Consider the following 26,017-nt stretch of genomic DNA (forward strand, 5'->3'; position numbering starts at 1 on the left):
GCCACGAGCACGTGCGCGCCGGGCCCGGCGACCGCGCGGGCGAGCAGCGTCAGCGCGGTGCCGCCGGCCGGCGGCCGGGCCCGCGCCGGATCCTCGTCGGACCAGCCCACCATCTCCGCGCCAATAAGCTCGATCACGTGGCGACCTCCGCCAGGCTCAGAACCTCGGCGGTCCAGCCGAGGAGTTCGCGCAGCTCGACGGGGGTGAGCAGGCGGTCGGCGCCAAGCTCGTCACGGGCCGCCGCGCGGGCCGCGTCGAGGTCGAGGTGGGGGCCGTGCAACTGCGGCCAGGTGCGCCGCATGCGGGCCACGCCGCCGAACATCGGGTCCTCGCCGCGCAGCGTCATCGGGTCGCCGTAGACGGCCGGCTCGCAGCCGGCCAGCGCGCCGTAGAGCACCGCGCTGGAGAGCCGGTTGGACGCCACGCGCTGGTGCTTTCGCAGCTCGGCGAGCTGCTTGTAGAGGAAGCGCGGGTCGGTGCCGCGCCACCAGTGGCCGCGCCCGCCGTGGCAGATGACCCGGAACCCGGCCCGCTCGTAGACGGCCCGCACCCGCCGCATGCCGTACTCCTGCCAGTACAGGCAGATGGTCACCGGGCCGTCCTCCGTGGACCGGATCAGGTCGATGAGCGCGCGGTGGTCGCCGCTGACCTTCTGCCCCTCCCAGCCGTGGAACGGGTAGTAGATCGTGCCCTCGCGACGCTCCCCGGCCACAGGCTCCATGGAGAGCAGGTACGCGAACGGCGCGCCCACGACCACCGTGTCCCGGCGGCCGAGCGACCAGGACCGTTGCCGGGTGCGCTCCGACCACAGGAACAGCGGCGACCCGTCGACGAACGGGGTGCCCGGCGCGAGGCCGTCGCCGATGTTCCAGCCGTGCTGCAGGTAGCCGAAGATGCGCGGCGGGGTCTGCTCGTCGAGTCCGCAGTAGCGGGCGAGGACGTGCGCGTGGCCGTAGAAGTGGTTGGCGTGATGCATCAGCGCAGGATCTCCCGCAGGGCCTCGACGACCCGGTCCTGATCGGCGTCGGCGAGGTCGGGATACAGCGGCAACGACAGCTCCTCCGCGTAGAACGCCTCCGCGACCGGGCACATGCCGCGCCGGTAGCCGAGGTCGGCGAACGCCGGGTGCCAGTACGCGGGGATGAAGTTGACCTGGGCGCCGATCCCGGCCGCGCGCAGCCGCTCGTACACCTCGCGGCGGCGGCCGTCGCGCACCCGCACCGGGTAGAAGTGCCACATCGGGTCGACCCGGTCGCGGCGCACCGGCAGCCCCAGCCCGGCCACGTCCGCGAGCAGCTCGTCGTAGCGCGCGGCCAGGTGGGTGCGCCGGGCCTTGAACGCGCCCAGACGCCGCAGTTGGCTGCGGCCCAATGCGGCGAGTACGTCCGGCAGCCGGTAGTTCAGCCCGAATTCCTGCACCTCGTGGTACCAGCCGCCCTCGTCCCGGGCGCGCAGCTGGTCGTTCTCGCGCACCAGGCCGTGCGTGCGGAACCGGCGGGCCGCGATCAGCACCCCGGCGTCGCGGACGGCCACCGCGCCGCCCTCCGCCGTGGTCAGGTTCTTGGTCGGGAAGAACGAGAACGTCGTCACGTCGGCGAGGCTGCCGACGGGCCGGTCGCGGTAGCGCGAGCCGATCGAGTGCGCCGCGTCGGCCACGAGGGACAGGCCCGCCCCCTCGGCAATCTTGGTCAGCTCGTCGTACTCGGCCGGGTGGCCCGCGTAGTCGACCGCCGCGATGACCTTCGTCCGGGCGGTGAGTGCCGAGGCGGCCGCCTCCGGGTCGAGGTTCGCCGTCGCGGGGTCCACGTCGGCGAAGACGACGGTGGCGCCGAGCGCGACGGCCGTCGACGCGGTCGCCACGAACGTGATCGGGGACGTCACGACCTGGTCGCCCCGGCCCACGCCGAGCGCGGCGTACGCGGTGTGCAGCGCGGCCGTGCCGTTGGCGACGGCGACGCAGGCGGTGCCGCCCGTCCAGGCGGCCAGGTCCGCCTCGAAGGCGGTGACCTCCGGGCCGGTGGTCAGCCAGTCCGAGCGCAGCGCCCGCGCGACCGCCTCGATGTCGGAGGAGTCGATCGACTGTCGGCCGTACGGGAGCATCACTCGCCGGCCATCAGGACGCGCAGCTCGTCGACGCCCAGCCACCGGTCGTTGAGGTCCGACCGGTAGGTGAACCCGTCGGGCACCTCCTCGCCGCCGGACGGGGGCTGGTAGCCCCAGGTGGCGATCGTCGGCTGCACAACATACCGGTCGGGGAAGCGGATCGTCCGGCGCGCGTCGTCCGGGGCGATCATCTCCTCGTGCAGCTTCTCGCCGGGGCGGATGCCGATCTCGTGCGTGGCGCTGTCCGGCGCGACGGCCTCGACCAGGTCCACGATGCGCATGCTGGGAATCCGCGGCACGTACAGCTCGCCGCCCTGCATCCGGTCGAACGAGTCGACGACGAAGCGCACCGCCTGGTCCAGAGTGATCCAGAAGCGCGTCATCCGCTTGTCGGTGATGGGCAGGCTGGCGCCGGAGGCGTTGAGCTTGCGGAACAGCGGGACGACCGAGCCACGCGAGCCGCTCACGTTGCCGTAACGGACCACGGCGAACCGGGTCGGGTGGCCGGCCGCGTAGTGGTTCGCGGACACGAAGAGCTTGTCGGCGACGAGCTTTGTCGCGCCGTACAGGTTGATGGGGCTGGACGCCTTGTCGGTGGAGAGCGCGACGACCCGGCGCACCCCGCACTCGATGGCGGCGTCGACCACGTTCTGCGAGCCGGCGACGTTCGTCTGCACGTACTCGAAGGGGTTGTACTCGGCGGTGTCGACCTGCTTGAGCGCGGCGGCGTGCACGACGTAGTCGACGCCGTGCATGGCGCGCCTGAGCCGGGGCAGGTCGCGGACGTCGCCGATGAACCAGCGCAGCCGGGCGTCGTCGTCGAACAACTGCCGGGCCTCGTACTGCTTGAGCTCGTCCCGCGAAATGACGACGATGCGCTGCGGGTCGAGGTTGTCGAGCGCGTACCGGATGAACGCCTTTCCGAACGAACCCGTCCCGCCGGTGACCAGGATTGACGATCCTTCAAGGACGCTCACGACGCTGTACTCCAGAGGGTGCATCGGGCGGCATCGGACACCGCGCCAGCTACGGATACGCAGCGTTATCTCGGTCCGGCAACCAGCGGCGGCCCTCAGACGAACAGCAGCTGAACAGCGGGAGACCTTCCCGTGGCCTGGTCCAGTTCGCACGATTCGCCGCATTGCCGGCTACTACGCTCGCCCCCCGTGAACATCGAGCAGCTGCGCAGCGTTTTCCGTAAGTCCCTGGAGCTACCCGCCGACCACCCGGTCGACGACCTGGCCTACCGCGAGATCGAGAAGTGGGACTCGCTGGCCCACATGTCCCTCGTCGCGGCCATCGAGGACGAGTTCGACGTCCTGCTCGACACGGACGACGTCATCGACCTCAGCTCGTTCAGCAAGGCCCGGGAGATCCTGGAGCGGTTGGATGTCGCCTTCACCGGTTGAGCGCGTCGCCCTGGTCACGGGCGCGACCCGGGGGATCGGCTACGCCGTGGCCGAGCGGCTCGCCGCGGACGGTTACGCGGTCGCCGTGCACGGAACGGACGCCGGGCGGGCCGCCGAGGTGGCCGGGAAGCTGGCCGCCGAGCACGGGGTGCCCACCGTCGGCGTGGCCGGCGACGTGGCCGACCCGACGGCCGTCGCCGCGTTCACCCGTGACGTGTTCACGGCGTTCCGCCGCCTCGACGCCCTCGTCGTCAACGCCGGCACCCACGCCGCCGCCCCGCTCGGCATGCTCGCCGACGACGCGGTCGCGCGGCTGTTCGCCGTGAACGCCGTGGGCGCCGCGCACACCCTGCAGCACGCGGGCCGGCTGCTGCGCCGGGGCAAGGCGCCCGCCGCCGTGCTGCTCGCCTCGGTCGTCGGCGAGCGCGGGGCGGCCAATCAGGTCGCGTACGCCGCCAGCAAGGCGGCCGTGGCCGGGCTGGCCCGCGCCGCCGCGAAGGAGTGGGGCCCGGCCGGGATCCGGGTGAACGCCGTCGCGCCCGGGTTCATCGACACCGACATGCTCGGCATGCTCGGCACGCTCGGCGAGGCGGGCCGCGCGGCCACCGTCGCGGCGACCCCGCTGGGCCGCCTCGGCACCGCCCGCGACGTGGCCGGCGCCGTGGCCTTTCTGGTCGGCCCGGACGCCTCCTTCATCACCGGCCAGATCCTCGGGGTCGATGGGGGTGTCACGCCGTGAGCCCGCTTATCCATCCGGAGGCGCGGCTCGTGGACGCCGCGACCGGGCAGTTTCTCACCGGTCCCGCGCTGCGGGCCGCCGTGGACCACGCCACCGGCGCGTACGCCGGGGCGCCGGCCGGGCTGGTGCTGATCCTGCTGGCCACCCGGCTCGACGCGGTCGTCGGGTACCTCGGCGCGCTCGCGGCCGACCGGCCCGTCGCGCTGATCGACCCGGCCGCCCCGCACGTGGCCGACCTCGTCAACCGCTTCTCCCCCGCCGCCGTGATCGGCTCCCCGGCCGGCTCGCCGCCGGCGGGCTACCGCCCGGCGGACCTCGGGCCGCTCGGCCCGGCCTGGCTGCGCTCGGAGAAGCGCATCGACGGCCCGCCGCCCCCGCCGCCGCACCCCGACCTGGCGCTGCTGCTGGCCACCTCGGGCTCCACGGGCAACCCGCGCCTGGTCCGGCTGTCGCGCGCCGCCGTGCTGGCCAACGCGCACGCGATCGCCGCGACGCTCGGCATCGCGGGCGGCGACGTGGCCGCCACCAGCCTGCCCCTGCACTACACGTACGGGCTGTCGGTGCTGCACTCGCACCTGGTCAGCGGCGCGACGGTCGTCGTCACGGACGGAACCGTCATGCAGCGCGAGTTCTGGCGCGACGTGGCCCACTACGGGGTGACGTCGCTGGCCGCCGTGCCCTACCAGTACGAGATGCTCGCCCGGCTGCACTTCAACCCGGCCGACCACCCCCGGCTGCGCACGCTCACCCAGGCGGGCGGCCGGCTGCGACCCGAGCTGATCGCGGACTTCCACCGCCGGATGGTCGCCGCCGCCGGACGGCTCATCGTCATGTACGGCCAGACCGAGGCGACGGCCCGGATGACCGTGCTGCCCAGCGCGGCGCTGCCGGAGAAGCTCGGCTCGGTCGGGTTGGCGGTGCCGGGCGGGTCGGTGTCCGTCGCTGGGGACGGTGAGGTCATCTACCGCGGCCCCAACGTCATGATGGGGTACGCCGACACCGCCCGTGACCTGGTGCGCGGCGACGATCTCGGCGGCATTCTGCCCACCGGCGACCTGGGCCGTCTCGACGAGGACGGCTACCTCTATATAGACGGCCGGAAACGCCGCATCGCGAAGATCTTCGGAGTACGCGTGAACCTCGACGACGTCGAGCGCATGTTGACCGGGCACGGGGCGCTCCCCGCCGTCGGCGGCGACGACCGGGTCCGGCTTTGGGTGGAGGGCGCGGACGAACCCACCCGCGACGCGCTGCGCGCCGAGGCGGCCCGCCGCCTGGGCACCCACTCGTCCGGCATCGAGGTCCGCACAGTGGACCGTCTCCCTCTGCTCGCCAACGGCAAGGTCGACTACCGCGCCCTGGAGGGCGTCGCGTGAGCGTGTTCAGTCTTTCGCAGTCCGAAAAAGAGGCCCGGCTCCTCCCCGAGCTGAGCGCGCTTACCGAACGGCACCGCGAGCGCTGTGCGCCGTACTCCCGGATTCTCTCGGCGACCGGCCACGACGTGGGGCGGGCCTACGACGGCCTGGCGGACCTGCCGTGGCTGCCGGTGCGCCTGTTCAAGACGCACGAGCTGCGCAGCGTGCCCGCCGACGAGGTGGTCAAGGTGCTCACGTCGAGCGGCACGACGGGCGACGTGAGCCGGATCTACCTGGACCGGGAGGCGGCGGCCGGGCAGACCCGGATGCTGGCCGCGACGCTGCGGACGGTGCTGGGCCCCCGGCGCCTGCCGATGCTGGTCGTGGACAGCCGCGGCGTGGTGGCCGACCGCCGCTCCTACAGCGCCCGGGGCGCCGGCATGCTCGGCATGATGAACTTCGGCCGCGACCACGCGTTCGCGCTCGACGAGCACGGGGCGCTGGACCTGCCCGCGATCAAGGCGTTCCTGGCCCGGCACGGCGGTGAGCCGTTCCTCATCTTCGGCTTCACCTTCATGGTGTGGCTGTATCTCTACGAGACCGGCGGGCTCGACCTGTCCAACGGCACGCTGATCCACAGCGGCGGCTGGAAGAAGCTGGCCGACCGGGCCGTGGACAACGACGCGTTCCGGCGGCGCTTGGCGGCTGACACGGGGCTGACGAAGGTGCACAACTTCTACGGCATGGTCGAGCAGATCGGCACGGTGTTCCTGGAGGGCCCGGACGGCGGCTCGCTGTACTGCCCCGACTTCGCCGACGTGATCATCCGCGACCCGGCGACCTGGGCGGAGCTGCCGCCGGGTCAGCCCGGGCTGATCGAGGTGGTGAGCACCCTGCCGACGTCGTATCCGGGGCACCTGCTGCTGACCGAGGACCTCGGGGTCGTGCACGGGGTGGACGACGGTTCCTGGCCGGGCAAGCGGTTCTCCGTGCTCGGCCGGCTCCCCCGGGCCGAGGCGCGCGGCTGCAGCGACACGTTCGCCGAGGCGGCGTGATGCTCATTTCCCGCTTCCCCGTCGGCCCGGACCTGTCCGTCGCCGACGTGCTCGGGTCGCTCGCCGCCCCCGTTCCGGACGGCCCGCTCACCGTGGGTGACGACCGGGTCGTGGACTTCCTGGCCGGCTTCGCCCGCCGCCTGCTCGCCCCCGCGCTCGCCCGGCGGTATCCGGAGCTGGGCTCGCTCGGCTTCTTCCTGCGCCGCGGCGAGCTGCGGCGGGCCGTGACGGGGCTCGCGTCGACCGACGAGGTGCTGGTCTTCCCGCGCGGCATGGTGTTCCACGTGCCGCCGGCCAATGTGGACACCATCTTCGTGTACTCGTGGGCGCTGTCCGCCCTGGCCGGCAACCCGAACGTGGTCCGCGTCTCGGCCCGCGCCGCCGGGGCGGCGACGGCCGTGCTGGACGCGCTGAACGAGGCGCTGGCCGACGCCCATCCGGCGATCGCCCGGACCCAGCGCATGGTCACCTACGGCCGCGACGACGCGACCACCGCGGCGCTCTCGGCCGCGTGCGACCTGCGGGTCATCTGGGGTGGGGACGCCTCGGTACGGGCGATCCGCGCGCATCCGCTCGCCCCCCGGGCCCGCGACGTGACCTTCCCGGACCGCTCGTCGTTCGCGGCGCTGTCGGTCCCCGGCTGGGCGGGTCTGTCGCCCGACGCCCGCCGGGGCGGGGTGGCCGGCTTCGCCAACGACGCGTACTGGTTCGACCAGGCCGCCTGCGCCTCGCCGCGCACGCTGTTCCTGGTGGGCGGCACCTCGTCGGCGGCGGCGGCCGCACGGGAGGAGTTCGTCGCGCTGCTCGTCGCCGAGGTGGCCGCGCGCGGCTGGGACGTGGACCCGGCGATGGCGGTGGAGAAGCGGGTGGCCACCTACGGCCTGGCGGCCTCGGGGGTTGCGACCCACCTGGACTTCGCGACGAACGCCGTCGCGCTGGCCACACTCGCCCCGGCCGCGCCGGTGGCCCGCACGTGGCTGGGCGCGGGCACCTTCCCGGTGGCGGCCCTGGATTCGTTGTCGTCCCTCATCCCGCTGCTGAGCCGCCGCGACCAGACCCTGTCCCACCTGGGCTTCCCGCCCACGGAACTGCACGACTTCGCCCGCGCCCTGGGCGGGCGCGGCATCGACCGGATCGTCCCGTTCGGGCGCGCCCTCACCTTCGGCGCGATCTGGGACGGCTACGACCTGCTGCACGAATTCACCCGCCGCACCACGCTCGTCCGGTGAACGCACCGTATCTCGCTGTCAGTAACTGCTGCCGCCCCGGAACCACCGGGCCGCACCTCCCCTCCAACCCACTTTGCTCTGCTTCCCGATAGGAATCACGTCGGGTACCAGCAAGCACTACGCAAAAGAGTGGATCCACTACGGAGAGCATCACTACGTACGGTGGCTGATTCCTATAGGGAAGCAGAGCAAAGTGGGCGAGAGGTTGTGCACCGCCCAGCGATCCCAGGCAGCGGAGTCGATCAGGATTCGCCCCAGAACGCCCGCAAGGACACCCATAACCCGCCGGGAGGCGGCGACACCGCATCTCGGCTGCGATAGTTTGGGACCGCACGCGAACACCAGCGCGCGTCGAGAGCCGGACGACGTCGCCCCAGGTCAGGCACCTCGGAGAGGACACCAGTGCCCACACCTACCGAACTCTCGGTCGTCATCCCCATGTACAACGAGGAAGAGGCGCTACCGGCCCTGGCCGAGCGACTGCGCCCCGCACTCGACGAGCTTGGCGTGACGTACGAGGTGGTCGCCGTCGACGACGGCAGCCACGACGAAACCCCGCAGCACCTGCTCGCCATGCGGCGCACCTGGCCGCAGCTGCGCGTCATCCGACTGCGCCGCAACGCCGGGCACCAGGCCGCGCTCACCGCCGGCCTGCACCGCTCCGTCGGGGCGTACGTCGTGAGCATCGACGCCGACCTGCAGGACCCGCCCGAAAAGATCGCGGACATGCTCCGGCTGGCCCGGGACGAGAACCTCGACATCGTCTACGGCGTGCGCAGCGACCGCACCACCGACTCGTTCTTCAAGCGCACCACCGCCGGCATCTACTACGCGATCATGCAGAAGCTGGTCGGCTCCTGGATGCCCCGCCACGCGGGCGACTTCCGGCTGCTGCGCCGCCCCGTCGTCGACGCCCTCAAGGCCCTGCCCGAGCGCCAGCCGGTCTACCGCATGCTGGTGCCCTCGCTCGGCTTCGCCAGCGGCGAGGTCACCTACGTGCGCGAGGAACGCGTCGCCGGCAAGACGAAGTACCCGATCGGCAAGATGGTGCGGCTCGCCATCGACAGCATCACCAACTTCTCGGCGGCACCGCTGCGCCTGGCCACCTACCTGGGCGCCATCGCGTTCTTCGTGTGCCTGGTGCTGCTCGGCTTCGGGCTGGTCGTCTGGCTCGCCGGCTCGACCGTGCCGGGCTGGATGTCCCTGTTCCTCGCCGTTTTACTGCTCGGCGGCGTCCAGCTCGTCTGCCTCGGCCTGCTCGGTGAGTACGTGGGCCGCATCTACGCCACCGTGCAGCACCGCCCGACGTACTTCGTCGGCTACGACTCGTCGACGCCGGCACCCGCCGGCGACGACCTGGACGTGGTCGAGGTCGACGCGCCGCCGGCCACCCGGTGACCGGGCTACCTCCGGAGATCCGCAGCAACGTCCCCGGGACGTACCCGTACGGCGTCTGGCGGCGGCGCCACCCGCGCCTGCTCGCCCAGATCCGGGACGCGCACCTGTACCCGCCCGCCATCCGCGACGCGATCGACGCCCTGAGCGACGAGACGACGGACGGCGTGATGACACCGCTGCCGCGCACCGCCCACGACCATGCGACCTGGAACGGGTGGGGCCGGGAGCACTTCGGCGCGCCGTGGCCCGACGCCCCGTTCCTCTGGGCGGAGGCGTACTTCTACCGCCGCCTCCTGGAGGCCGTCGAGTATTTCCGGCCCGGCCCGTGGGCCGGCGTCGACCCGTTCGACTTCCTCAAAACCGAAGATCTTGAGAAGTACGCCCCGGAGCACGTCGAGGGCGAGGCGCTCCTGCTGGCGTCGCTCTGGGGCAACCTCAACGACCTGGGGTTCAAGGCCGGCGCCGACCTCCCGGAGACCGCCGCCGTCGGCCTCGTCGCCGACGACAGCACCGAGGTCTGGTCGATCCTGCGCCCGGACGCCGGACTGGCGCTCGTGGTGGTCGCCGACAACGCCGGCGCCGAGATCATCGCGGACCTGGCCCTGATCGACCACCTGCTCGCCACCGACCGGGCCCGCACCGTGACGCTGCACATCAAGCCCCACCCGACGTTCGTCTCCGACGCGGTGACCGCCGACGTGCACACGGCGCTGCGCCTGCTCCCGGCCGAGGTGACGGACCGGCTGCGCGCCGCGTCGGCCGCCGGCCGGTTCGCCCTGGCCACGCACGCGTTCTACTGCGCGCCGTACTCGTACCACCATGCCCCGGCGGACCTGGCCGCCACGTTCGCGGCCGCCGACCTGACGATCCTCAAGGGCGACCTGAACTACCGCCGCCTCGTCGGCGACCGTCACTGGCCGGCCACGACACCCTTCGTCACCGCGGCCGCGTACTTCCCCGGCCCGGTCGTCACCCTCCGCACCCTCAAGTCCGACGCCCTGGTCGGCCTCACAGAGGCGACGCTCGGCGCCCTGGACGCCACCGGCGAAGCTTGGCGCACCACCGCCACCCACGCCCTCATCCAGGCCCGTCTGGCGCGCTGATCCCGCCGCGGATATTGGCCTCAGGTGCGAAACCCGAGGGCGAGATTCCGCACCTCATTGGCCATACGTTGGCGTGCCGTCAGCGGGTGGCCTCCAGCGTGGCCGTGTAGGTGCCGCGCTTGGCGTTGCCCATGGCCACGCCCGTCAGGTCGATGGTGCCGGTGAGGCGGTCGCCGTCGACGCGGAAGCGGATGGCGCCGCCGTCGGGCTGGTTGGCCTCGGCCATGTCGACGTTCGTGGCGTAGAAGCTGTTCAGGCTGTCGCGAACCGACGGCGGCGGGTTGAGCGGGACGAGGACGTGCTCGCCCCCCGACTCCTGCCAGGTGACGACCGGGCTGCTGCGGCCGGCGCCGAAGCACGAGCCGTGGGAGCCGAACCAGATCGCCCCGGGCCTCGGGTCGCCCGCCGGCAGGCCCACCTTGAGGCACCACTTGTACGGCAACCCGTCGCCCGACGCACCCACCGTCAACTCGCCGGCCAGCTCGAACGCCGCGCCGTTGAAGTTCGTCCCGCGCACCGTGGCGGTGTAGGTCCCGGAGGCGGGCTCGTCCCCGGCGCGCGACCACGCCCACGCGCCCACGCCCGCGGCGACCGGCACCACCGCGACCGCGACGACCACCCAGGCGCGCCGGGACATGACACCTCCACGAGACAGATCTCCGCGCAGGGTGCCACGCCGCCGGCGCGCACGGGAGGGTCGGTTCGCGGCGCTAGATGAGATCCCAGGTCAGCGGCGTGCCCCGGGGCACGTCAACCCGGAAGCTCCGGCCCTCGACCGTGGCGAAGGCGTCCGGGGCGAGGCCGCCGGCGGGGCGGATGGACCGCACGTTCGCGGCGCTCACGACGTCCCCGGCCCGCACGTCGCCCACCACGAACAGCGACCGCCGGAACCGCAGCCCCTCGCGCTCGGCCCCGGTCGGCCCGATCCGCACCCCACCGAGCGCCGCGCAGGCCCGCTCCGACTCGACGACCAGGGCGGCCAGCTCAGCGGGGTTGAGCGAGAACGACGAGTCCACCCCGCCGTCCTCCCGGTCGAGCGTCACGTGCTTCTCGATCACCCGGGCGCCCAGCGCCACCGAGGCCAGCGCGGCGCCGAGCCCGGGGGTGTGGTCGGACAGGCCCACGACCACGTCGAACAGGTCCGCGAGGACGGGGATGCGGCGCAGGTTGCTGTCGCCGGCGGGCGCCGGGTAGGAGGCCGTGCAGGCGAGCACGACCAGCTCGGTGCAGCCGGCCTCCCGGGCGGCGCCGACCGCCGCGGCGATCTCGGCGACCGTACCCATACCGGTGGAGATGATCAGTGGCTTGCCCGTGGCGGCGGCGAGCCGGATGAGGGGCAGGTCGACCAGCTCCGACGAGGCGATCTTGTAGATCGGGGCGTCCAGCGACTCCAGCAGGTCGACCGCGGTCGGGTCGAACGGCGAGGAGAACGGCACGAGACCATGCGAGCGGGCCCGGTTGAAGATCGGCTCGTGCCACTCCCACGGGGTGTGCGCCCGCTCGTACAGGCTCCAGAGGCGTTCGCCGCCCCACAGGTCGTGGCCGGAGGAGATGCGGAACGCCGGCCCGTCCGCGTCGATCGTGATCGTGTCGGGGCGGTACGTCTGCAGCTTCACCGCCTGCGCGCCCGACTCCGCGACCGCGTCGACGATCGCGAGGGCTCGGTCGAGGGAACCGTTGTGGTTGCCCGACATCTCCGCGATCACGAACGGCCGCTCGTCAGCCCCGACGACGTGCCCACCCAGCTTTACCGACCTCATGACCTGTCCTTACGAGTCAGTTGCGTCCAGACGACCTCTTCCGGCCGACCGTCGACGTCCACGACATAGGTACGCGTCACCGCGAAGCCGAAGCGCTTGTGCAGGGCGATGACCGGGGTGTTCCAGGCGAGCGTCTCGCCGCCCAGCGCGGTCACGCCCAGCTCCCGGAACGCGTAGTCGACGGCCGCGCGTTCCAGCTCCAGCCAGGCCGGCAGCAGCTCGCCCGCGGCCTCCAGCGACGCCACGTCCAGGTAGAACCCCCACACCGCGACGTCGTCGTCGAGGTGGGCGAACGTCACGACGCCGGCCGGCGTACCCCGGCGCTCATAGATAAGGACGCGGCGGGTGGGATCGGCGCGGACAGCGGCCCACCACCGGGCGTGCTCGACGGGGCCGATCTCGTGCCGGGTCAGGCTGGCCTGCCGCACCTGCGGATGGTTGCGCCAGGCCAGGACCGCGTCCCGGTCGGCCCCGGTCGCCGTGCGCAGCACGGGCTCACGCGGCATGGCGCACCGCGACCAGTGGGCCACCCGACGGGCGGGCGGGCTCGGACCGGCGCAGCCGGTGCCGCGCCGAGCGGGCCGCCCTGTACGCGCGGCGCAGGCCGACGTAGAGGCCGAACGCGCCCCCGCTGATGAGGCGGTGCTTGACGCCGGTGAGCCCGGCGGGGCGGGGGTAGCCGTCCACCGGCCGGTACCGGTGGTAGTGCTCCACCATGCGGCGGAAGAACGCGCGCCGCAGCTCGCGGGGCACCCGGTCGTCGTTGCCCACGATCACGATGTAATGGTTGATCATGAGACTGAAGACGGCGGGGCGCCAGGCCGGGACGCTGTCCAGCCACGCGAACAGCCACTCGTACTGGTCGAAGGCCTCGAAGTGGCGCGGGCTGGACGTGCGCGTGATGGCCCCACCCTGGCCGCGCTGGCGGTAGTGGTAGCAGACCCGGTCGAGCACCCCGATGCGCGCGGCCTTGATCAGCGCCGGGTGCGAGAACGAGCAGTCCTCGTACCAGCCCGGCTGGAAGCTCAGCTCCGCCTCGGCCAGGAACTCCCGCCGCAGCACCTTGTTCCACGCGGTGTGCAGCACGGAAAGCAGCTCGGGGCGCTCGGCGAGCCCGGCCAGGAGGTGGTCGGGCGCCGCGTGCAGCCGCCGGTCGGACGGGTCGGGCCGCGTCCGGCCATCCGGGTACGCCCGGACGTGGCCGACGAGGAGCACGTCGGCGGGCTGCCGATCCGCGCCGTTCAGCATGGCGAGCCGGTCGATGACGGCGGCCACGGTGCCGTCGGGCAGCCAGTCGTCGCTGTCGACGAACCAGACGTACTCGCCGCGCGCCCGCGCGAGACCGACGTTGCGGGCGCGCCCGAGACCCACGTTCTCCGCCAGGTGCACGACGCGGATCTGGTCGTGGAGCCGGGCGTACTCGTCGAGGATCTCGCCGCACCGGTCCGGTGAGGCGTCATCGACGGCGACCACCTCGACGCCCGCCGGCGCGCCGACGATGATCGAGTCGAGACACCGGGGGAGGTACTTCTCGACGCGGTGGACGGGGACGACGACCGTCAATTGTGGCGCGGACAAGGAGCAGACTCCCAACGCGGAGTGACATGACCGCAGTCATGCACTCACGCTGGGCTTAAGCCGCGCCCATCACCACATGGCGCCCAGGTTAATCAGGTGCGAACGAGCCCGTTGTAGGCGTCGAGCGCGTCCATGATCGGGCCGTCGACCTCCATGTGGCCGGCGTTGATGTAGAGGCCCCGCTTGCAGAACCGCTTGAGGTCGCCCTCGCTGTGCGAGACGAGGAACAGCGTGCGGCCGTCGGACAGCATCTGCTCGATCGTCTTGTAGCACTTGTTGCGGAACTCCTTGTCGCCGACGGCGAGCACCTCGTCGACGAGCAGGATCGGGTGCGGCAGCTGCGCGATGACGGCGAAGCCGAGGCGCACCCGCATGCCCGAGGAGTAGTGCCGCACGGGGGTGTCGATGGCGGACGCCACCTGGTCCCCGGCGAACTCGATGATCTTTGGCAGCTTCTCCTTGAGCTCGTCGCGGCTCATGCCGTGCAGCGCGCCGACGAGCTGCACATTCTCCCGGCCGGTGAGGTCGTTGGAGAAGCCGGCGGACAGCTCCAGCAGCGGGGCGACCCGCCCGTACGTGTGGATGGTGCCCTCGTCCGGGATGAGCACCCCGGCAACGATCTTGAGCAGCGTGCTCTTGCCGGTGCCGTTACGGCCGATGACACCCACGGCCTCGCCGGCGTTGATGGTGAAGGAGAGGTTGCGCAGCGCCCAGAACTCGTCGACCTTGAGCCGGCGCTTGCCGCCCTGGACGAAGAAGTCCCGCAACTTGGTGTTGCGCCGACGGCTGCGAACAAACTTCACACCGATGTTGTCCGCAACAATGATGGGTTGGCCCACGCCGCTCACAGCTCCTTCAGCACGGCCGGTTCGACCCGGCGGAAGAAGAACCATCCCGCCAGGAAAATGATGACGCATTCGGTCAACGTCGTTGCCAGCAGACTCGTGGACGGGAACTCCGCCGGCAGGAACGCGGCGTGGTGCAGCTGCGCGATGCCGACCAGCGGGTTGGCCTCATAGATGCGCAGCAGCCAGCCCGGCATCCCGGATTCCGTCACCTTCGCCATCGGGTAGATGATCGGCGCCGAGTAGAAAAGGATCCGGTTGAGCAGGCTCATGAACCGCTGGACGTCGCGCAGCAGCACGTTCGCCGAGGACAGCAGCAGCGCGATGCCGACCAGGAAGACGCCCTGCACCAGGATCGCGAACGGCAGGATCAGCAGGTCCCAGCTGAAGTGGTAGTCGGCCGTGAACGAGTAGATCATCGCGATCAGGAACACCACCGGCAGGGCCGCGAGGTACTCGAAGAACTTGCCGAAGACGCGGCCGATCGGGAAGACCTGGCGCGGCACCTTGATCGTGGTGATCAGCCGGGCCTGCGCGGTCAGCGCCGTCGTCGCCTCACCCAGCACCGCCGACGTCCATATCCACGAGAACAGACCCGAGACCAGGAACAGCAGGTACGGCGCGCCGTCCAGGTCGCCCTTGGTGTTGTAGAGGAAGCCGAAGACGAACCAGTAGGTCGCCGCGACCGCGAGCGGTTCGAGCAGCGACCACAGGTAGCCGAGGACCGACTGCTGGTATTTCACGGTCAGGTCACGACGGACGAGCAGCCCGAGCACCGACCGACTGCGCCAGACGGCGACGATGTTGGAGGTCAACGTGGCCTCCGCACGTGCCAGATGTTCTTCACCGCGGGGACTCCCTGACAGCTGTGCGACCACGTGAGGTGGCCCTCAGACGGCGCCGGTGGCGACCGGCGCCCCACCGTAGCAGGGCCAAATCGGTCCGCCAATGTCCGGTCGGGGGAGCCCGACAACCCCGGAGGTGATGTTGCCCGGAGATATTTCTGCTGCGCGTGACAATCCTGACATATCACGACGCTACGCTCCACGCGCCCAACCGGTCAGTTTTAACACCTGCGTGCGGCGCGGCACAATGGCACTACCTGGCCTATTACCTAACCTTCACCCTCCATCTCATGCACGTTAGTGTCGCAATGGCGAAACGTCCACGGACGGGAAAGGATCATGGGTTTGTACAGTCTCGCCCTGCTAAACGGAGGTATCGGCGCGCGAGTCGCCGCCGGCCGTCCCAAGCAGTTCATCCACGTCAACGGCATTCCGATCCTGGTGTACTCATTGATCGCCGCCGACGCGGTGGCCGAGATTACGCAGATCGTCCTGAACTTCCCGACCGGATGGCGCGACGACGTCGAGAAGATCGCCACGGACTACGCGATCAAGACGCCGATCACCTACGTGGCGGCGGGCCGTTCGCGGCACGAGTCGGTGGCGCTGATGCTGCCGCACTGCCGCAACGAGCACGTGATCCTGCACGAGTCGGCGCGTCCGCTCGTCACCGCGAGCGACTTCCGGAACCTGATCGCGAACCCGCACGACGACGTGAGCTTCATGCTCGACATCCCGTTCACGGTCGCCCCGGTCGACCCGGAGACCCACCAGGTCACCGGCTCCCTGGAGCGCGACCGGCTGCGCAACGTCCAGCTGCCGCAGAAGTTCCGCACCTCGACGCTGGCCAAGGCCCACGAGTACGCCGACCGCGAGGGCGTCACGTTCACCGAGGACGCCACCCTCTGCGCGGTGGCCGGGTTCGACGTCCGGTTCCTCGACGGGACGGACCGCAACTTCAAAGTGACCACGCCCACCGATGTCCAGCTCGCTGGCTACCTACTCAGCACCGAGGTGACAGATGCCTAAATCCGTGCTGATCACCGGCGCCTCGCGCGGCATCGGGATGCGGACCGCTGAGAAGTTCCTGCGGTCCGACGACGGCGTGACAGACGTGGTCCTCGTGGCCCGCGAGTCGGCCGACTTCACCAGGACGGTCGAGTCACTGCGAGCGGACAACCCGCTCAACAAGAGGATCCACACGTTCGAGGTCGACCTCGGCGACCGCGCCCTGGCGGTCGGCATGGTCAAGGACGTCCTGCACCACGTCGGCCGGGTCGACATCCTGATCAACAACGCGGGCTTCACCGCCCCGATGTCGATCCAGCAGATCGCGTTCAGCGACTTCGAGACGACCATCGCCGTCAACCTGTACGCGCCGTTCACGATCGTCCAGGAGCTGCTGCGCGGCGGCAACACCTTCCAGACCGTGATCAACGTGGCGTCCACCGCGGGCATCAACGGCCGGTCGGGCTGGCTGACCTACTCGTCGTCGAAGGCCGCGCTCATCGCGATGAGCGAGGTCATGCGCGAGGAGCTGGCCATCTTCGGCACCCGGGTCATCTGCATCTCGCCCGGGCGCTGCGCGACCGACCTGCGCAAGACGCTGGCCCCCGACGAGGACCCGACCACGATCATGCAGCCGGAGCACGTCGCCGAGGTGATGCATATGCTCGCCTCTGACGTCGGCCGCTACATCGACAGCCAGAACCTCGTCGTGCGTCTCTAGGACCGCCCCGGCATAACCATTCCGTCTCCCGACCCCCCTCGCAGGAGAGAAATGATCAAGCTAGCCTTCCAGCGGTTCCTCGGCCCGGTGGCAGCGAACCTGCTCGCCGTCGTCGCCTTCGTCGTCGCGGTGGGCACGGGGTGGCGCTGGGTGACGCTGGCGCTCGTGGCCGCGACCCTCGCGGTCAACGTCATGTACCGCGAGGGGGTCGCGCTCGGGCGCTACCTCGTCAGCCGCGCGCTGGTCGCCGGGGGCGTGCTCGCGGCGTTCATCCGGTTCCTGCCGGACGAGGTCGACTGGGCGTTCAACGCCTCCGCGGCGCTGACCCTGGGCTACATCAGCATGGAGACGGTGCTCAACAAGGTCTCCTCGCTGCCCATGGACTCCCGGCACCTGCGCGTCCCCCACCGGCCGGCCAGCTGGCTGATCAACCAGACGTCGGTCTTCTACGCCGACTGCGCACTCATCGCGCTGTTCGCCGTGGCGCCGCTCATCGAGCTTCAGTCCTGGACGGTGCTGATCTGCGTCATCGCGGTGGGTGTGCTGCACGGCCTGCTGGTGCTGGAGTCCATCTACACCAAGACCCACCGCCGGGCGGGTCGCGACGACATCACCGCGGGTCTCACCCGCTACAAGCCGGACTTCCTGATCCACTGGGACGCCGCGCCCGCCTCGATGCGGCAGGTGCTCATGTGGCTGCCGTACCTGGAGCGGGTGGGCGCGCGGTTCGCGATCGTCGTGCGCCGCCGCAACTGCGTGGACCCGATGGCCGCGGTGACCAACCGGCCCGTGGTGCTGGCAACCAGCCTGCAGGACATCGACGCGGCGGCCGTGCCGAGTCTCAAGGCCGTCTTCTACGTCAACAACGGCATGCGGAACGCACACATTGTCCGCTTCGCAGAGATCACGCATATCCAACTGCTGCACGGCGACAGCGAGAAGTCGACCAGCGCCAACCCGATCACCGCCATGTTCGATCAGGTCTGGGTCGCCGGCCAGGCGGGCATCGACCGGTACGCGCAGAACGGCGTGGACATCCCGGCCGAGAAGTTCCGCATCGTGGGGCGGCCTCAGGTCGAGACGGTCAAGGTCGTACGCACGCCGATCAACCAGGTGAAGAACAAGGTCGTCCTGTACGCGCCCACGTGGGTCGGCACCTACGGCGACACGAAGAACTGCTCGCTCGAGGTCGGTCACAAGATCATTGCGGCGCTGCTGGCCCGGCCGGACGTCACGGTGTACATGCGCCACCACCAGCTGACGACCAACGACGCCCGGTCCGCCGCCCAGCTCGCCGAGCTGGAGAAGATGCTCGCCAAGGACCGGGCCACCACCGGCCGCAAGCACCTGTGGGGCGACGCCACGGCGAAGGGCGATTTCGTCGACTGGGCCAACAAGGCCGATGCCATGGTCGCCGACGTCTCCAGCGTCGTGTCCGACTTCCTCTACTCCGAGAAGCCGTTCGCCGTGACGGACATGCTCGACGAGGGCGACCAGATGGAGGTCTCGGCACGGATCTTCGGCGCCGCCTACCAGCTGCGCCGGAACATGTCGAACGCCGAAGAGGTCATCGCACAGCTGCTGGGCGACGATCCGAAGGCGGAGATCCGCCAGCGGGTCAAGACGTACTACCTCGGTGACTTCCCGAGCACGCGCTACGCCGACGGCTTCATCGAGGAGGCGCGGCGCGCGCTCGACCGGCCGACCATGGGTGAGGTGCTGGGCGGCGCGACCCCCCACCCCAGCAAGCCCCTCATGGACATCAAGGGGCGCGACGAGGAGGACGAGGCCCTCGAGGGGTACGGGCCCGCCTACGTGATCTCGCAACGCTCGTCGGTCGAGAACGACGAGTTCTCCACCGCCAACTGACCGCTTCCGCGTTCAGGTCCCCGCCGGGTAGCCACCCGCCCGGCGGGGACTTTCCCGTTCCGGCCCGCGTGCCACGACCCGCTGTTACGTTCGGTGCTTCCCCCGATGCGCAGAAGGCGGACAATGCGGCGTGCACTCGGCCCCGTCACGGCGAACGGGCTCGCGGTCCTGAGCCTCGTCATCGTTCTCGGCACGTCCTGGCGGTGGCTGAGCCTCACGCTCGTCCTCGTCACCCTGGCGGCGAACCTGGCCCTGCACGGCACGCGGGGCCTGGGCAGGTTCATCGTCAGCCACACGATCCTCGCCGCCGGCGCGCTCGCCGCCTACGCCCGCAGAATGCCGGACGAGGTGGACTGGGCGTTCTGTGTCGCGGCGGCGCTGATCATGAGTTTCATCAGTATGGAGAACCGGTTGGGCAGGCTCGCCGAACCGGCCTTCCGGACGCGGCACCTGCGCACGCGGGCCCGGCCGCTGCGGCGGGTGCTGAACGACACCACGATCTACCTCGCCGACTGCGCGCTCATCGTGCTGGTGGCGGCGGCCGCGATCGTCGCGTTGCCCTCGTGGGTGCTGCTCGTCGGCGCCCTGGGAGTCGGCATCCTCTACGCCGGGCTGCTGGTGGACTCGCTGTACACCAAGCGGCACCGCGACGGCGGACGCGGTGACCTGACCCGGGCGCTCGAGCACTACCAACCCGAGTTCTACCTGCACTGGGACGGGGCGCCCGACGCCACGTACCAGATCTTCATGTGGCTGCCCTACCTGGAGCGGCTCGACCGCAGGTTCGTGATCGTGCTGCGCGACCGGCGCTCGTTCGCGCCGGTCGCGGCCGCCACGGGCCGACCCGTGGTTCTCTGCCCCACCATCGCGTCCATCGAGGCGGCGATCGTGCCGAGCCTCAGGTGCGTCTTCTACGTCAACAACGGCGTGCGCAACGGCCACATCGTCCGGTTCCACGAGCTCACCCACGTGCAGCTGCTGCACGGCGACAGCGAGAAGACCGCGAGCTACAACCCGGTCAACGCGATGTTCGACGAGCTGTTCGTGGCGGGCCGGGCGGCGATCGACCGGTACGCCCGCAACGGCGTCGACATGCCGCGGGACAAGTTCCGCATCGTCGGGCGGCCGCAGGTCGAGTCGGTCGAGGTCGCCACCACGCCGATAGCCGGGATCAGCAACAGGACCGTCCTGTACGCGCCGACCTGGACCGGGCTCTTCACCGACACCAACCACTGCTCGCTGCCGATCGGCGCGCGGATCCTACGCGAGCTGTTCGCGCGCGGCGCCACGGTGATCCTGCGGGCCCACCCGATGACCAGCTCGAACAGCCGCGCCGCCGCCCACCTGGCGGAGCTCGAGCGGATCCTCGCCGAGGACCGGGCGGTCAGCGGGCGCCGGCACGTCTGGGGCGCGGCGGCCTCGGCCGGCCAGTTCGTCGACTGGGCCAACCGTGCCGACGCGATGATCGCCGACATCTCCAGCGTCATCTCCGACTTCCTGTACTCGGAGAAGCCGTTCGCGGTCACCGACATGAACGGTGATCTGGTCAGCGCCGTCCCGGTGACCAGGGGCGCGTACGTCATCCGCGGGGACGCGTCGAACGTCGCCGAGGTGGTCGACAACCTGCTCGGCGCCGACCCGCTGGCCGACGTCCGCCGCGCCGTCAAGACGTACTACCTGGGCGACTTCGCGGCCGAGGGGTACGCGGAGGCGTTCCTCACCGCGGCCCGCCAGGTGATCGATGCCCCACGTCGCCACGAACTGAGCAAACCGCACGATCCGGCATCCGCCCCCGCCGTGCGCTGCTAGCGTCGAAGCAGCGTGATGGCCCAGGCAATGCCGGCGAACGGTCCGTACGTCCGCGCTCGGCGCCCCTCGCCGCGCCGGAGGTGCTTGACCGATGACGACCCCACTACCCGTCGCCGCCCGCCCGACGCGCCGCTGGCTGTACGCCTTCGGCGCCGTGGGACCGCTGCTCTACCTCGCGGCCCTGCTTCCCGCTCCCCTGCTGTTCGCACTGGCCTTCGCCGGGGCGTACGCCGCCGAGCTGGTGCTGCCACGGCTGGCCCCCGGGCTGACACTGCAACTGACCCGGGCCGGCCTCGGCGCCACCACCCGCGAACTGCTGCGCGACGGCGCGGTCCCCATCCTCCTGCTCCGCGACGGCGGGTACTCGCCGACGGCCGTGGTCATCGTGGCCGTCCTGCTGCTGGCCGTCTCGGCGCTGCGCGGCGCCGCGTGCGCCGCCCTGCGGCTGCTCGCCACGCTGCGCCGGCTGCCCCTGCCCACCCGCAACCTGGACCTGTCCGCGCTGCGGCTGCCCGCCGCGCCACCGCGCTGGCTGCCCGGCGCCGAGCAGCCCGAACTGCGGCTGCTGAGCGCTCCCGCCGTCGCCGGCATCCTGCTCGACGTCGCCATCGGCGCCCGGGTCGCCACAATCGTCGGCTTCGCCGTGAGCCTGACGCTGGGCGTCGCGCTGACCGCCGTCGCGGGCGTGCAGCTGCTGCGCCACCGGTTCCTCGCGGACGAGCGCCGGCTGCGCGCCGAGGTGCTGCGCCAGATCCGGGAGTACCGCCCGGAGGTGCTGCTGTACTTCAGCATCGGCCCCGGCACCGGCACGACGTACCAGGTGGACACCTGGCTCGACACGCTCGCCCGCCTCGGCCGCCGGGCGATGATCCTGGTCCGCGAGCGTCCCCACGTCACCCAGATCGGCCCCACCGCCCTGCCCATCGTCTGCGTCCCCGGCGGACCCGACGTCATGGACCTCGACCTGCCCGACCTGCGCGCCGTGCTCTACCCCGGCAACGTCGGCAAGAACATCCACATGTTGCGCCGCAACGGGGTGCGGCACGTGTTCATCGCCCACGGCGACAGTGACAAGAGCGCGAGCACAAACCCCTTCACCAGGGCGTACGACCAGGTGTGGGTGGCCGGGCCGGCGGGCCGCGACCGGTACCGGGTCGCCGGCGCGGCGGTCCGCGACGAGTCCATCGTGGAGGTCGGGCGGCCGCAGGTGGACGCCGTACACACCGGGCCGCCGGCCGGGCCGTTCACGGTGCTGTACGCGCCCACGTGGGAGGGTTGGGCCGACGACCTGGCGGTCAGCTCGCTCGCCACGATGGGGCCGCGCATCGTGCGTACGCTGCTCGGCGTGCGCCCCCAGCTCCGGGTGATCTACAAGCCACACCCGCTGACCGGCTACCTGGACCCGGCGACCCGCAGGGCCCACCGGGCGATCGTCGAGTTACTGGCCCGCGACACCGAGGCGCGGCGGACCAGCCCCGCGTGGGCCGCCACCGTGGCCGCCGAGGAGCCCGTCCGGGCCGCCACCCGGGAGCGTCTCGCCTCGCTGGGCCGCCTGCTCGACGACGCCTCCGCGGGCGGTTCGCTCCTGTCGCGGCTGCTGGGCAACCCGTGGGCTGACAACACCACGCACGCGGCCGCCCACGGCCGGCCCGACGAGCAGCGCGTCGCGGGCCTCGTGGCGGCCCAGCGGGTCCGCTGCGCCGCGTTCTGGGCCAGCGGCGGCTCCTGGGCGCACCGGGTCGTCACCGGCCCCTGGCCCGACCTGTACTCGTGCTTCAACGAGACGCACCTGATGATCGCGGACATCTCCGCGGTGGTGTCGGACTTCCTCGCCGCCGACAAGCCGTACGTGGTGTGCAACCTGGACGGCGTCACCGAGAAGGCGTTCCGGGCGCGGCACACCGCCGCCCGCGGCGGGCACGTGCTCGCCCCCGGCGACCTCGACGGGCTCGCCGACCTGGTCAACGCGGCCCGCACGCCGGCCGGCGATCTCTTCGCGGACGAGCGCGCGGCCACCCGGACGTACCTGTTGGGTCCGGACACGCCGACGGCCATCACGCGCTGGCGGGGGGCGCTGGAGGCGTTGATCGCGCGCCCCTACGGCGGGCTCGACGGAACCCGCGCGCAGGGCGCGGACGATCAGGGCGCCGCGAAGGTCACCTTCACGTTCTCGTAGCCGAGGGACTTGAGCATGCTGACGAGCATCTGCTCGGTGTTGCGCTGGGCGCGCGCCTGCAGCTCACTCTCCCGGGCCGCCTGAGCGATCTTGTCCTCGGCGAGCTGGTAGAGCTGCTGCTGGCGGTTGGGGTCGCCGCCGAACAGGTCGCCCACCCGGTTGGCGAGGCCACGGCTCTCGTCGAAGACGTAGCTGCGGTCGTGGTCGATGTTGGGCTTCTCCAGCTGCGGCGCCGGCAGGATGATCTCAACGGACTTGCCGTCGGCGGACTCCTTGATCGCGCCCTCGCCGAGCGTCGAGAAGTCGACGTACGCGTTCACCGTGCCGGCACCGACGAACAGGGTGCGGTCGTTGAACAGGAAGTCCGGAATGTACTTGTTGTTCTCCTGCAGGTCGATGAGCACCTGGAAGCTGCCGTCGGCCGCGACGTAGCGGCTCAGGTCCTGGATCGACTTGAGCAGCACCGGGCCGCTGCGGTCCGTCTTCTCCGTGGCGAACGGGTTCTTGAGGTCCGGCCACAGGTCGATCATCTTGAGGCCCAGGACCGCCGCGATCACCAGACCCACGGTGCCGATGAGCGCCAGGAACCGACGGAACCACCGCCCTGACCGCCGGTCCTCCGGCCGCGCCGTGTCGAGCGGAACGGTCGGGTTCTCCCTGGTCGGCGTCGGGCCGACCGCATCGCGGTCTGGCTGATCGGTAGCCATCGCGCACCTTCCCCTCACCCTGTGTGCCACCCACGGTACGGAATATGCCCGACACTAAGCGACGCCAACCACAGCGGCGATCACCTAACCGACCTCAGGTAGGGTGGCCCCACAGCGACGGGCACGTGAACACCTGGGAGCACACGCTGGAAGCCATCACTCTGGAGCAGGTCAGGGCGTCGTCGAAGGCGCGCGACGCCTGGTTCACCGTGCTGCTCGTCGACCCGATCGCGATGCGGCTCGTCCGCTGGGCCGCGCGGCACCCGTGGATCACCCCCAACCGGCTGACCGCCATGGCGTTCACCCTCGGCTGCCTCGCCGCCGCGTGCTTCACCCGGGCCACCCACGGCTGGCTGCTCGCCGGCGCCGGCCTGTACTACCTGAGCTTCGTGATCGACTGCATGGACGGCAAGCTCGCCCGGCTCATGGGCACCGGCTCCGTCTTCGGCGTCTGGCTCGACTTCATCTTCGACCGGCTCCTCGTCGTGATCTGCACGGTCGCGCTCATGGGCGGCCAGTACGCCCACACCGACAACGTCGCGTACATCGTGCTCGGCGGGGTCGTGATCTTCCTGAACCTGTTCCGCTACGTCAACGGCCAGACCATGGCCCAGGCCCGCGAGCAGATGCGCCGCCAGCTCCAGGAGCTCAACGAGAAGGTCGAGCCCGCCGCGGCCCCGGCCGACGCTCTCGCCGCCGGCCCGGTCGACTCGTTCAGCCAGCTCTCCACGGGCACGCGCGCGAAGCTGGGCCGCCTGCTCGCCGTGCGCGACTTCCTCACCCGCCACCGCATGCGCGGCCAACTGGTCAGCGCCATCGAGTTCCAGATGGCGGTGTTCATCCTCGGCCCCGCCCTCAACGCGGTCATGGCGGTCACCATCATCTTCGGCGGTTTCCTGCTCGTCTTCGAGCTGGCGATGATCTTCCAGTTCTGGCTCTCCACCCGCACCTTCAACCGCCAGATGACCAGACTCCGCCAGCGCCTGACGGAGGGCGCCACCGTCATCGCCTGACGCCCTCCCACGCCCCACGCTCTCCCCTCGCAGCCGGCCACCTTGGCGAAACGCCTCGCCAACTGCGCACATCTGGCGAGGGCGCCGCAGGATATGCGGCGCCGCCGTGGCGTGCTAGGCGAAGGCGGGGATGCCCGTCAGGTGGTGGCCGATCACCAGCTGGTGGATCTCCGAGGTGCCCTCGTAGGTCAGGACGCTCTCCAGGTTGGCGGCGTGCCGCAGGACCGGGTACTCCAGGCTGATGCCGTTGGCGCCCAGGATGGTGCGGCACTGGCGGGCGATCTCCAACGCCTCGCGCACGCTGTTCAGTTTGCCGACGCTGACCTGCGCCGGACGCAGCGCGCCACGGTCGGCGAGCCGGCCGAGGTGCAGCGCCAGCAGGTACCCCTTCTGCAGCTCCAGCGTCATGTCGGCGAGCTTCGCCTGGGTGAGCTGGAACCCCGCGATGGGCTTGCCGAACTGCTCGCGCGAACACGCATAGGAGATCGCCGTCTCCAGGCAGTCGCGCGCCGCCCCGAGCGCACCCCACACGATGCCGTAGCGGGCCTCAGTGAGGCACGACAAGGGCGCGCGAAGGCCGTCCGCCCCGGGCAACGCCGCGGACAAGGGCAACCGCACCTCGTCCAGCACGATCTCGCCCGTGGACGACGCCCGCAGCGACAGTTTGTGCTTGATCTCGTTGGCGGTGACGCCGGGCGTCGACATCGGCACGACAAAGCCGAGCACCGCGTCGTCGGACGACCGGGCCCAGATCACGGCCACGTCCGCGACCGGCGCGTTGGTGATCCACATCTTCGTGCCGTGCAGGACCCACTCGTCGCCGTCGCGACGGGCCCGGGTGGACATGGACCCGGGGTCGGAGCCGTGATCCGGCTCGGTCAGCCCGAAGCACCCGATCGCCTCGCCGGTGGCCATGGACGGCAGCCACGAAGACTTCTGCTCCTCCGACCCGTACCGCCAGATCGCGTACATGGCGAGGGACCCTTGGACGCTGACCAGGCTGCGTACCCCGGAATCGGCGGCTTCCAGTTCGTGACAGGCCAGGCCGTAGGCGACCGCGGACGCGCCCGCGCAGCCGTAACCGGTCAGGTGCATGCCGAGCAGCCCCAGCGCGCCGAAGTCGCGGGCCAGGTCGCGCACGGGGGCGCGGCCCTCCTCGAACCAGCCCGCCACGTGCGGGCGGACGCGGGAGTCCACGAGGCGGCGGACGACGGCGCGGATGTCGCGCTCGTCGTCGCTCAGCAGTGAGTCGAGTTCGAGCAGGTCAAGCGGCGATACGCGGGTCGGCATGCCGC

General features: G+C 71.1%; 24 protein-coding genes. 13 read left to right on the forward strand and 11 right to left on the reverse strand.

All coding sequences use genetic code 11. The features are described 5' to 3' along the window. Positions 1-133: 133 nt before the first annotated feature. Genes ABD211_RS06400 through pseB form a run of 3 tightly spaced genes read right to left on the reverse strand, consistent with a single transcriptional unit; the run spans position 134 to position 3,104 of the window. Positions 134-976 carry a hypothetical protein gene (locus ABD211_RS06400; RefSeq protein ID WP_344127221.1) on the reverse strand — a complete coding sequence of 281 codons (843 nt, stop codon included), beginning with the start codon at positions 974-976 and terminating at the stop codon, positions 134-136. Continuing rightward, positions 976-2,100, reverse strand: coding sequence for a DegT/DnrJ/EryC1/StrS family aminotransferase (locus ABD211_RS06405; protein ID WP_344127280.1), 1,125 nt, complete (start codon positions 2,098-2,100; stop codon positions 976-978). The genes ABD211_RS06400 and ABD211_RS06405 overlap by 1 nt, the downstream gene beginning before the upstream one ends. Then, complete coding sequence (gene pseB, locus ABD211_RS06410) at positions 2,100-3,104, reverse strand: UDP-N-acetylglucosamine 4,6-dehydratase (inverting) (RefSeq protein ID WP_344127223.1); 1,005 nt, start codon at positions 3,102-3,104, stop codon at positions 2,100-2,102. Before pseB ends, ABD211_RS06405 begins: the two co-directional genes overlap by 1 nt. A 165-nt stretch (positions 3,105-3,269) precedes the next feature. Here pseB and ABD211_RS06415 point away from each other — a divergent pair, with 165 nt between their 5' ends. The 7 genes from ABD211_RS06415 to ABD211_RS06445 all read left to right on the forward strand — a co-directional run bounded on the left by ABD211_RS06415 (position 3,270) and on the right by ABD211_RS06445 (position 10,391). Next, positions 3,270-3,512, forward strand: a complete 243-nt coding sequence (locus ABD211_RS06415) for an acyl carrier protein (protein WP_344127225.1) — start codon at positions 3,270-3,272, stop codon at positions 3,510-3,512. Continuing rightward, positions 3,493-4,251 (forward strand): SDR family NAD(P)-dependent oxidoreductase, encoded by a 759-nt coding sequence (locus ABD211_RS06420; RefSeq protein WP_344127227.1) that lies wholly within the window; start codon positions 3,493-3,495, stop codon positions 4,249-4,251. Before ABD211_RS06415 ends, ABD211_RS06420 begins: the two co-directional genes overlap by 20 nt. Beyond that, positions 4,248-5,627 carry an AMP-binding protein gene (locus ABD211_RS06425; RefSeq protein ID WP_344127229.1) on the forward strand — a complete coding sequence of 460 codons (1,380 nt, stop codon included), beginning with the start codon at positions 4,248-4,250 and terminating at the stop codon, positions 5,625-5,627. The genes ABD211_RS06420 and ABD211_RS06425 overlap by 4 nt, the downstream gene beginning before the upstream one ends. After that, entirely contained in the window at positions 5,624-6,661 is a 1,038-nt protein-coding gene (locus tag ABD211_RS06430; protein ID WP_344127231.1) for a LuxE/PaaK family acyltransferase, read from the forward strand. Before ABD211_RS06425 ends, ABD211_RS06430 begins: the two co-directional genes overlap by 4 nt. Then, the gene (locus ABD211_RS06435; RefSeq protein ID WP_344127233.1) at positions 6,658-7,890 is read left to right on the forward strand and encodes an acyl-CoA reductase; all 1,233 of its coding nucleotides are present in this window, start codon (positions 6,658-6,660) and stop codon (positions 7,888-7,890) included. The genes ABD211_RS06430 and ABD211_RS06435 overlap by 4 nt, the downstream gene beginning before the upstream one ends. A gap of 402 nt (positions 7,891-8,292) precedes the next feature. Then, positions 8,293-9,288 carry a glycosyltransferase family 2 protein gene (locus ABD211_RS06440; RefSeq protein WP_344127235.1) on the forward strand — a complete coding sequence of 332 codons (996 nt, stop codon included), beginning with the start codon at positions 8,293-8,295 and terminating at the stop codon, positions 9,286-9,288. After that, entirely contained in the window at positions 9,285-10,391 is a 1,107-nt protein-coding gene (locus tag ABD211_RS06445; protein ID WP_344127237.1) for a damage-control phosphatase ARMT1 family protein, read from the forward strand. Before ABD211_RS06440 ends, ABD211_RS06445 begins: the two co-directional genes overlap by 4 nt. A 79-nt stretch (positions 10,392-10,470) precedes the next feature. On the opposite strand, the gene ABD211_RS06450 is transcribed toward ABD211_RS06445, so the two are convergent. From ABD211_RS06450 to ABD211_RS06475, 6 genes are all read right to left on the reverse strand, one after another. Next, positions 10,471-11,028 (reverse strand): hypothetical protein, encoded by a 558-nt coding sequence (locus tag ABD211_RS06450; protein WP_344127239.1) that lies wholly within the window; start codon positions 11,026-11,028, stop codon positions 10,471-10,473. A 73-nt stretch (positions 11,029-11,101) separates the two neighbouring features. Continuing rightward, positions 11,102-12,151 (reverse strand): pseudaminic acid synthase, encoded by a 1,050-nt coding sequence (gene pseI / locus ABD211_RS06455; protein ID WP_344127241.1) that lies wholly within the window; start codon positions 12,149-12,151, stop codon positions 11,102-11,104. Further along, positions 12,148-12,657: a GNAT family N-acetyltransferase gene (locus ABD211_RS06460; protein ID WP_344127243.1), complete on the reverse strand. Its 510-nt coding sequence runs from the start codon at positions 12,655-12,657 to the stop codon at positions 12,148-12,150. The genes pseI and ABD211_RS06460 overlap by 4 nt, the downstream gene beginning before the upstream one ends. Beyond that, positions 12,647-13,729 (reverse strand): glycosyltransferase family 2 protein, encoded by a 1,083-nt coding sequence (locus tag ABD211_RS06465; RefSeq protein WP_344127245.1) that lies wholly within the window; start codon positions 13,727-13,729, stop codon positions 12,647-12,649. Before ABD211_RS06465 ends, ABD211_RS06460 begins: the two co-directional genes overlap by 11 nt. 92 nt (positions 13,730-13,821) lie before the next feature. Continuing rightward, complete coding sequence (locus ABD211_RS06470) at positions 13,822-14,568, reverse strand: ABC transporter ATP-binding protein (RefSeq protein WP_344127247.1); 747 nt, start codon at positions 14,566-14,568, stop codon at positions 13,822-13,824. Between the two features lie 5 nt (positions 14,569-14,573). Then, positions 14,574-15,389: an ABC transporter permease gene (locus tag ABD211_RS06475; RefSeq protein WP_344127249.1), complete on the reverse strand. Its 816-nt coding sequence runs from the start codon at positions 15,387-15,389 to the stop codon at positions 14,574-14,576. 369 nt (positions 15,390-15,758) lie between these two features. Between ABD211_RS06475 and ABD211_RS06480 the strand changes: the two genes are divergently transcribed. The 5 genes from ABD211_RS06480 to ABD211_RS06500 all read left to right on the forward strand — a co-directional run bounded on the left by ABD211_RS06480 (position 15,759) and on the right by ABD211_RS06500 (position 23,002). After that, entirely contained in the window at positions 15,759-16,448 is a 690-nt protein-coding gene (locus tag ABD211_RS06480) for an IspD/TarI family cytidylyltransferase (protein WP_344127251.1), read from the forward strand. Next, positions 16,441-17,148, forward strand: coding sequence for an SDR family NAD(P)-dependent oxidoreductase (locus ABD211_RS06485; RefSeq protein WP_344127253.1), 708 nt, complete (start codon positions 16,441-16,443; stop codon positions 17,146-17,148). The genes ABD211_RS06480 and ABD211_RS06485 overlap by 8 nt, the downstream gene beginning before the upstream one ends. 51 nt (positions 17,149-17,199) lie before the next feature. Next, positions 17,200-19,017, forward strand: coding sequence for a CDP-glycerol glycerophosphotransferase family protein (locus ABD211_RS06490; protein ID WP_344127255.1), 1,818 nt, complete (start codon positions 17,200-17,202; stop codon positions 19,015-19,017). Positions 19,018-19,140: 123 nt separating this feature from the next. Continuing rightward, positions 19,141-20,826, forward strand: coding sequence for a CDP-glycerol glycerophosphotransferase family protein (locus tag ABD211_RS06495; protein WP_344127257.1), 1,686 nt, complete (start codon positions 19,141-19,143; stop codon positions 20,824-20,826). A 91-nt stretch (positions 20,827-20,917) separates the two neighbouring features. Next, positions 20,918-23,002 carry a hypothetical protein gene (locus tag ABD211_RS06500; RefSeq protein ID WP_344127259.1) on the forward strand — a complete coding sequence of 695 codons (2,085 nt, stop codon included), beginning with the start codon at positions 20,918-20,920 and terminating at the stop codon, positions 23,000-23,002. Here the strand turns inward: ABD211_RS06500 and ABD211_RS06505 are convergent. After that, complete coding sequence (locus ABD211_RS06505) at positions 22,966-23,709, reverse strand: DUF4230 domain-containing protein (protein ID WP_344127261.1); 744 nt, start codon at positions 23,707-23,709, stop codon at positions 22,966-22,968. The two genes, ABD211_RS06500 and ABD211_RS06505, sit on opposite strands and share 37 nt — an antisense overlap. Positions 23,710-23,834: 125 nt before the next feature. Here ABD211_RS06505 and ABD211_RS06510 point away from each other — a divergent pair, with 125 nt between their 5' ends. Continuing rightward, on the forward strand, positions 23,835-24,722 hold the full coding sequence (locus ABD211_RS06510) for a CDP-alcohol phosphatidyltransferase family protein (RefSeq protein ID WP_344127263.1): 888 nt from the start codon (positions 23,835-23,837) through the stop codon (positions 24,720-24,722). A 114-nt stretch (positions 24,723-24,836) separates the two neighbouring features. Here the strand turns inward: ABD211_RS06510 and ABD211_RS06515 are convergent, their stop codons facing one another. Beyond that, a complete protein-coding gene (locus ABD211_RS06515; protein ID WP_344127265.1) occupies positions 24,837-26,012 on the reverse strand; it encodes an acyl-CoA dehydrogenase family protein in 1,176 nt (391 codons plus the stop codon). Between the last annotated feature and the right edge of the window lie 5 nt (positions 26,013-26,017).

It is taken from the genome of Luedemannella flava, from assembly GCF_039528515.1.
GTDB classification, from domain to species: Bacteria; Actinomycetota; Actinomycetes; order Mycobacteriales; family Micromonosporaceae; genus Luedemannella; species Luedemannella flava.

Excerpts from the sequence above, each read along its gene's own strand:
- ABD211_RS06400 (WP_344127221.1), bottom strand. The coding sequence starts at position 976 with ATGCATCACGCCAACCACTTCTACGGCCACGCGCACGTCCTCGCCCGC.
- ABD211_RS06405 (WP_344127280.1), bottom strand. The coding sequence starts at position 2,100 with ATGCTCCCGTACGGCCGACAGTCGATCGACTCCTCCGACATCGAGGCG.
- pseB (WP_344127223.1), bottom strand. The coding sequence starts at position 3,104 with ATGCACCCTCTGGAGTACAGCGTCGTGAGCGTCCTTGAAGGATCGTCA.
- ABD211_RS06420 (WP_344127227.1), top strand. The coding sequence starts at position 3,493 with ATGTCGCCTTCACCGGTTGAGCGCGTCGCCCTGGTCACGGGCGCGACC.
- ABD211_RS06450 (WP_344127239.1), bottom strand. The coding sequence starts at position 11,028 with ATGTCCCGGCGCGCCTGGGTGGTCGTCGCGGTCGCGGTGGTGCCGGTC.
- pseI (WP_344127241.1), bottom strand. The coding sequence starts at position 12,151 with ATGAGGTCGGTAAAGCTGGGTGGGCACGTCGTCGGGGCTGACGAGCGG.
- ABD211_RS06460 (WP_344127243.1), bottom strand. The coding sequence starts at position 12,657 with ATGCCGCGTGAGCCCGTGCTGCGCACGGCGACCGGGGCCGACCGGGAC.
- ABD211_RS06480 (WP_344127251.1), top strand. The coding sequence starts at position 15,759 with ATGGGTTTGTACAGTCTCGCCCTGCTAAACGGAGGTATCGGCGCGCGA.
- ABD211_RS06485 (WP_344127253.1), top strand. The coding sequence starts at position 16,441 with ATGCCTAAATCCGTGCTGATCACCGGCGCCTCGCGCGGCATCGGGATG.
- ABD211_RS06490 (WP_344127255.1), top strand. The coding sequence starts at position 17,200 with ATGATCAAGCTAGCCTTCCAGCGGTTCCTCGGCCCGGTGGCAGCGAAC.
- ABD211_RS06495 (WP_344127257.1), top strand. The coding sequence starts at position 19,141 with ATGCGGCGTGCACTCGGCCCCGTCACGGCGAACGGGCTCGCGGTCCTG.
- ABD211_RS06500 (WP_344127259.1), top strand. The coding sequence starts at position 20,918 with ATGACGACCCCACTACCCGTCGCCGCCCGCCCGACGCGCCGCTGGCTG.
- ABD211_RS06505 (WP_344127261.1), bottom strand. The coding sequence starts at position 23,709 with ATGGCTACCGATCAGCCAGACCGCGATGCGGTCGGCCCGACGCCGACC.
- ABD211_RS06515 (WP_344127265.1), bottom strand. The coding sequence starts at position 26,012 with ATGCCGACCCGCGTATCGCCGCTTGACCTGCTCGAACTCGACTCACTG.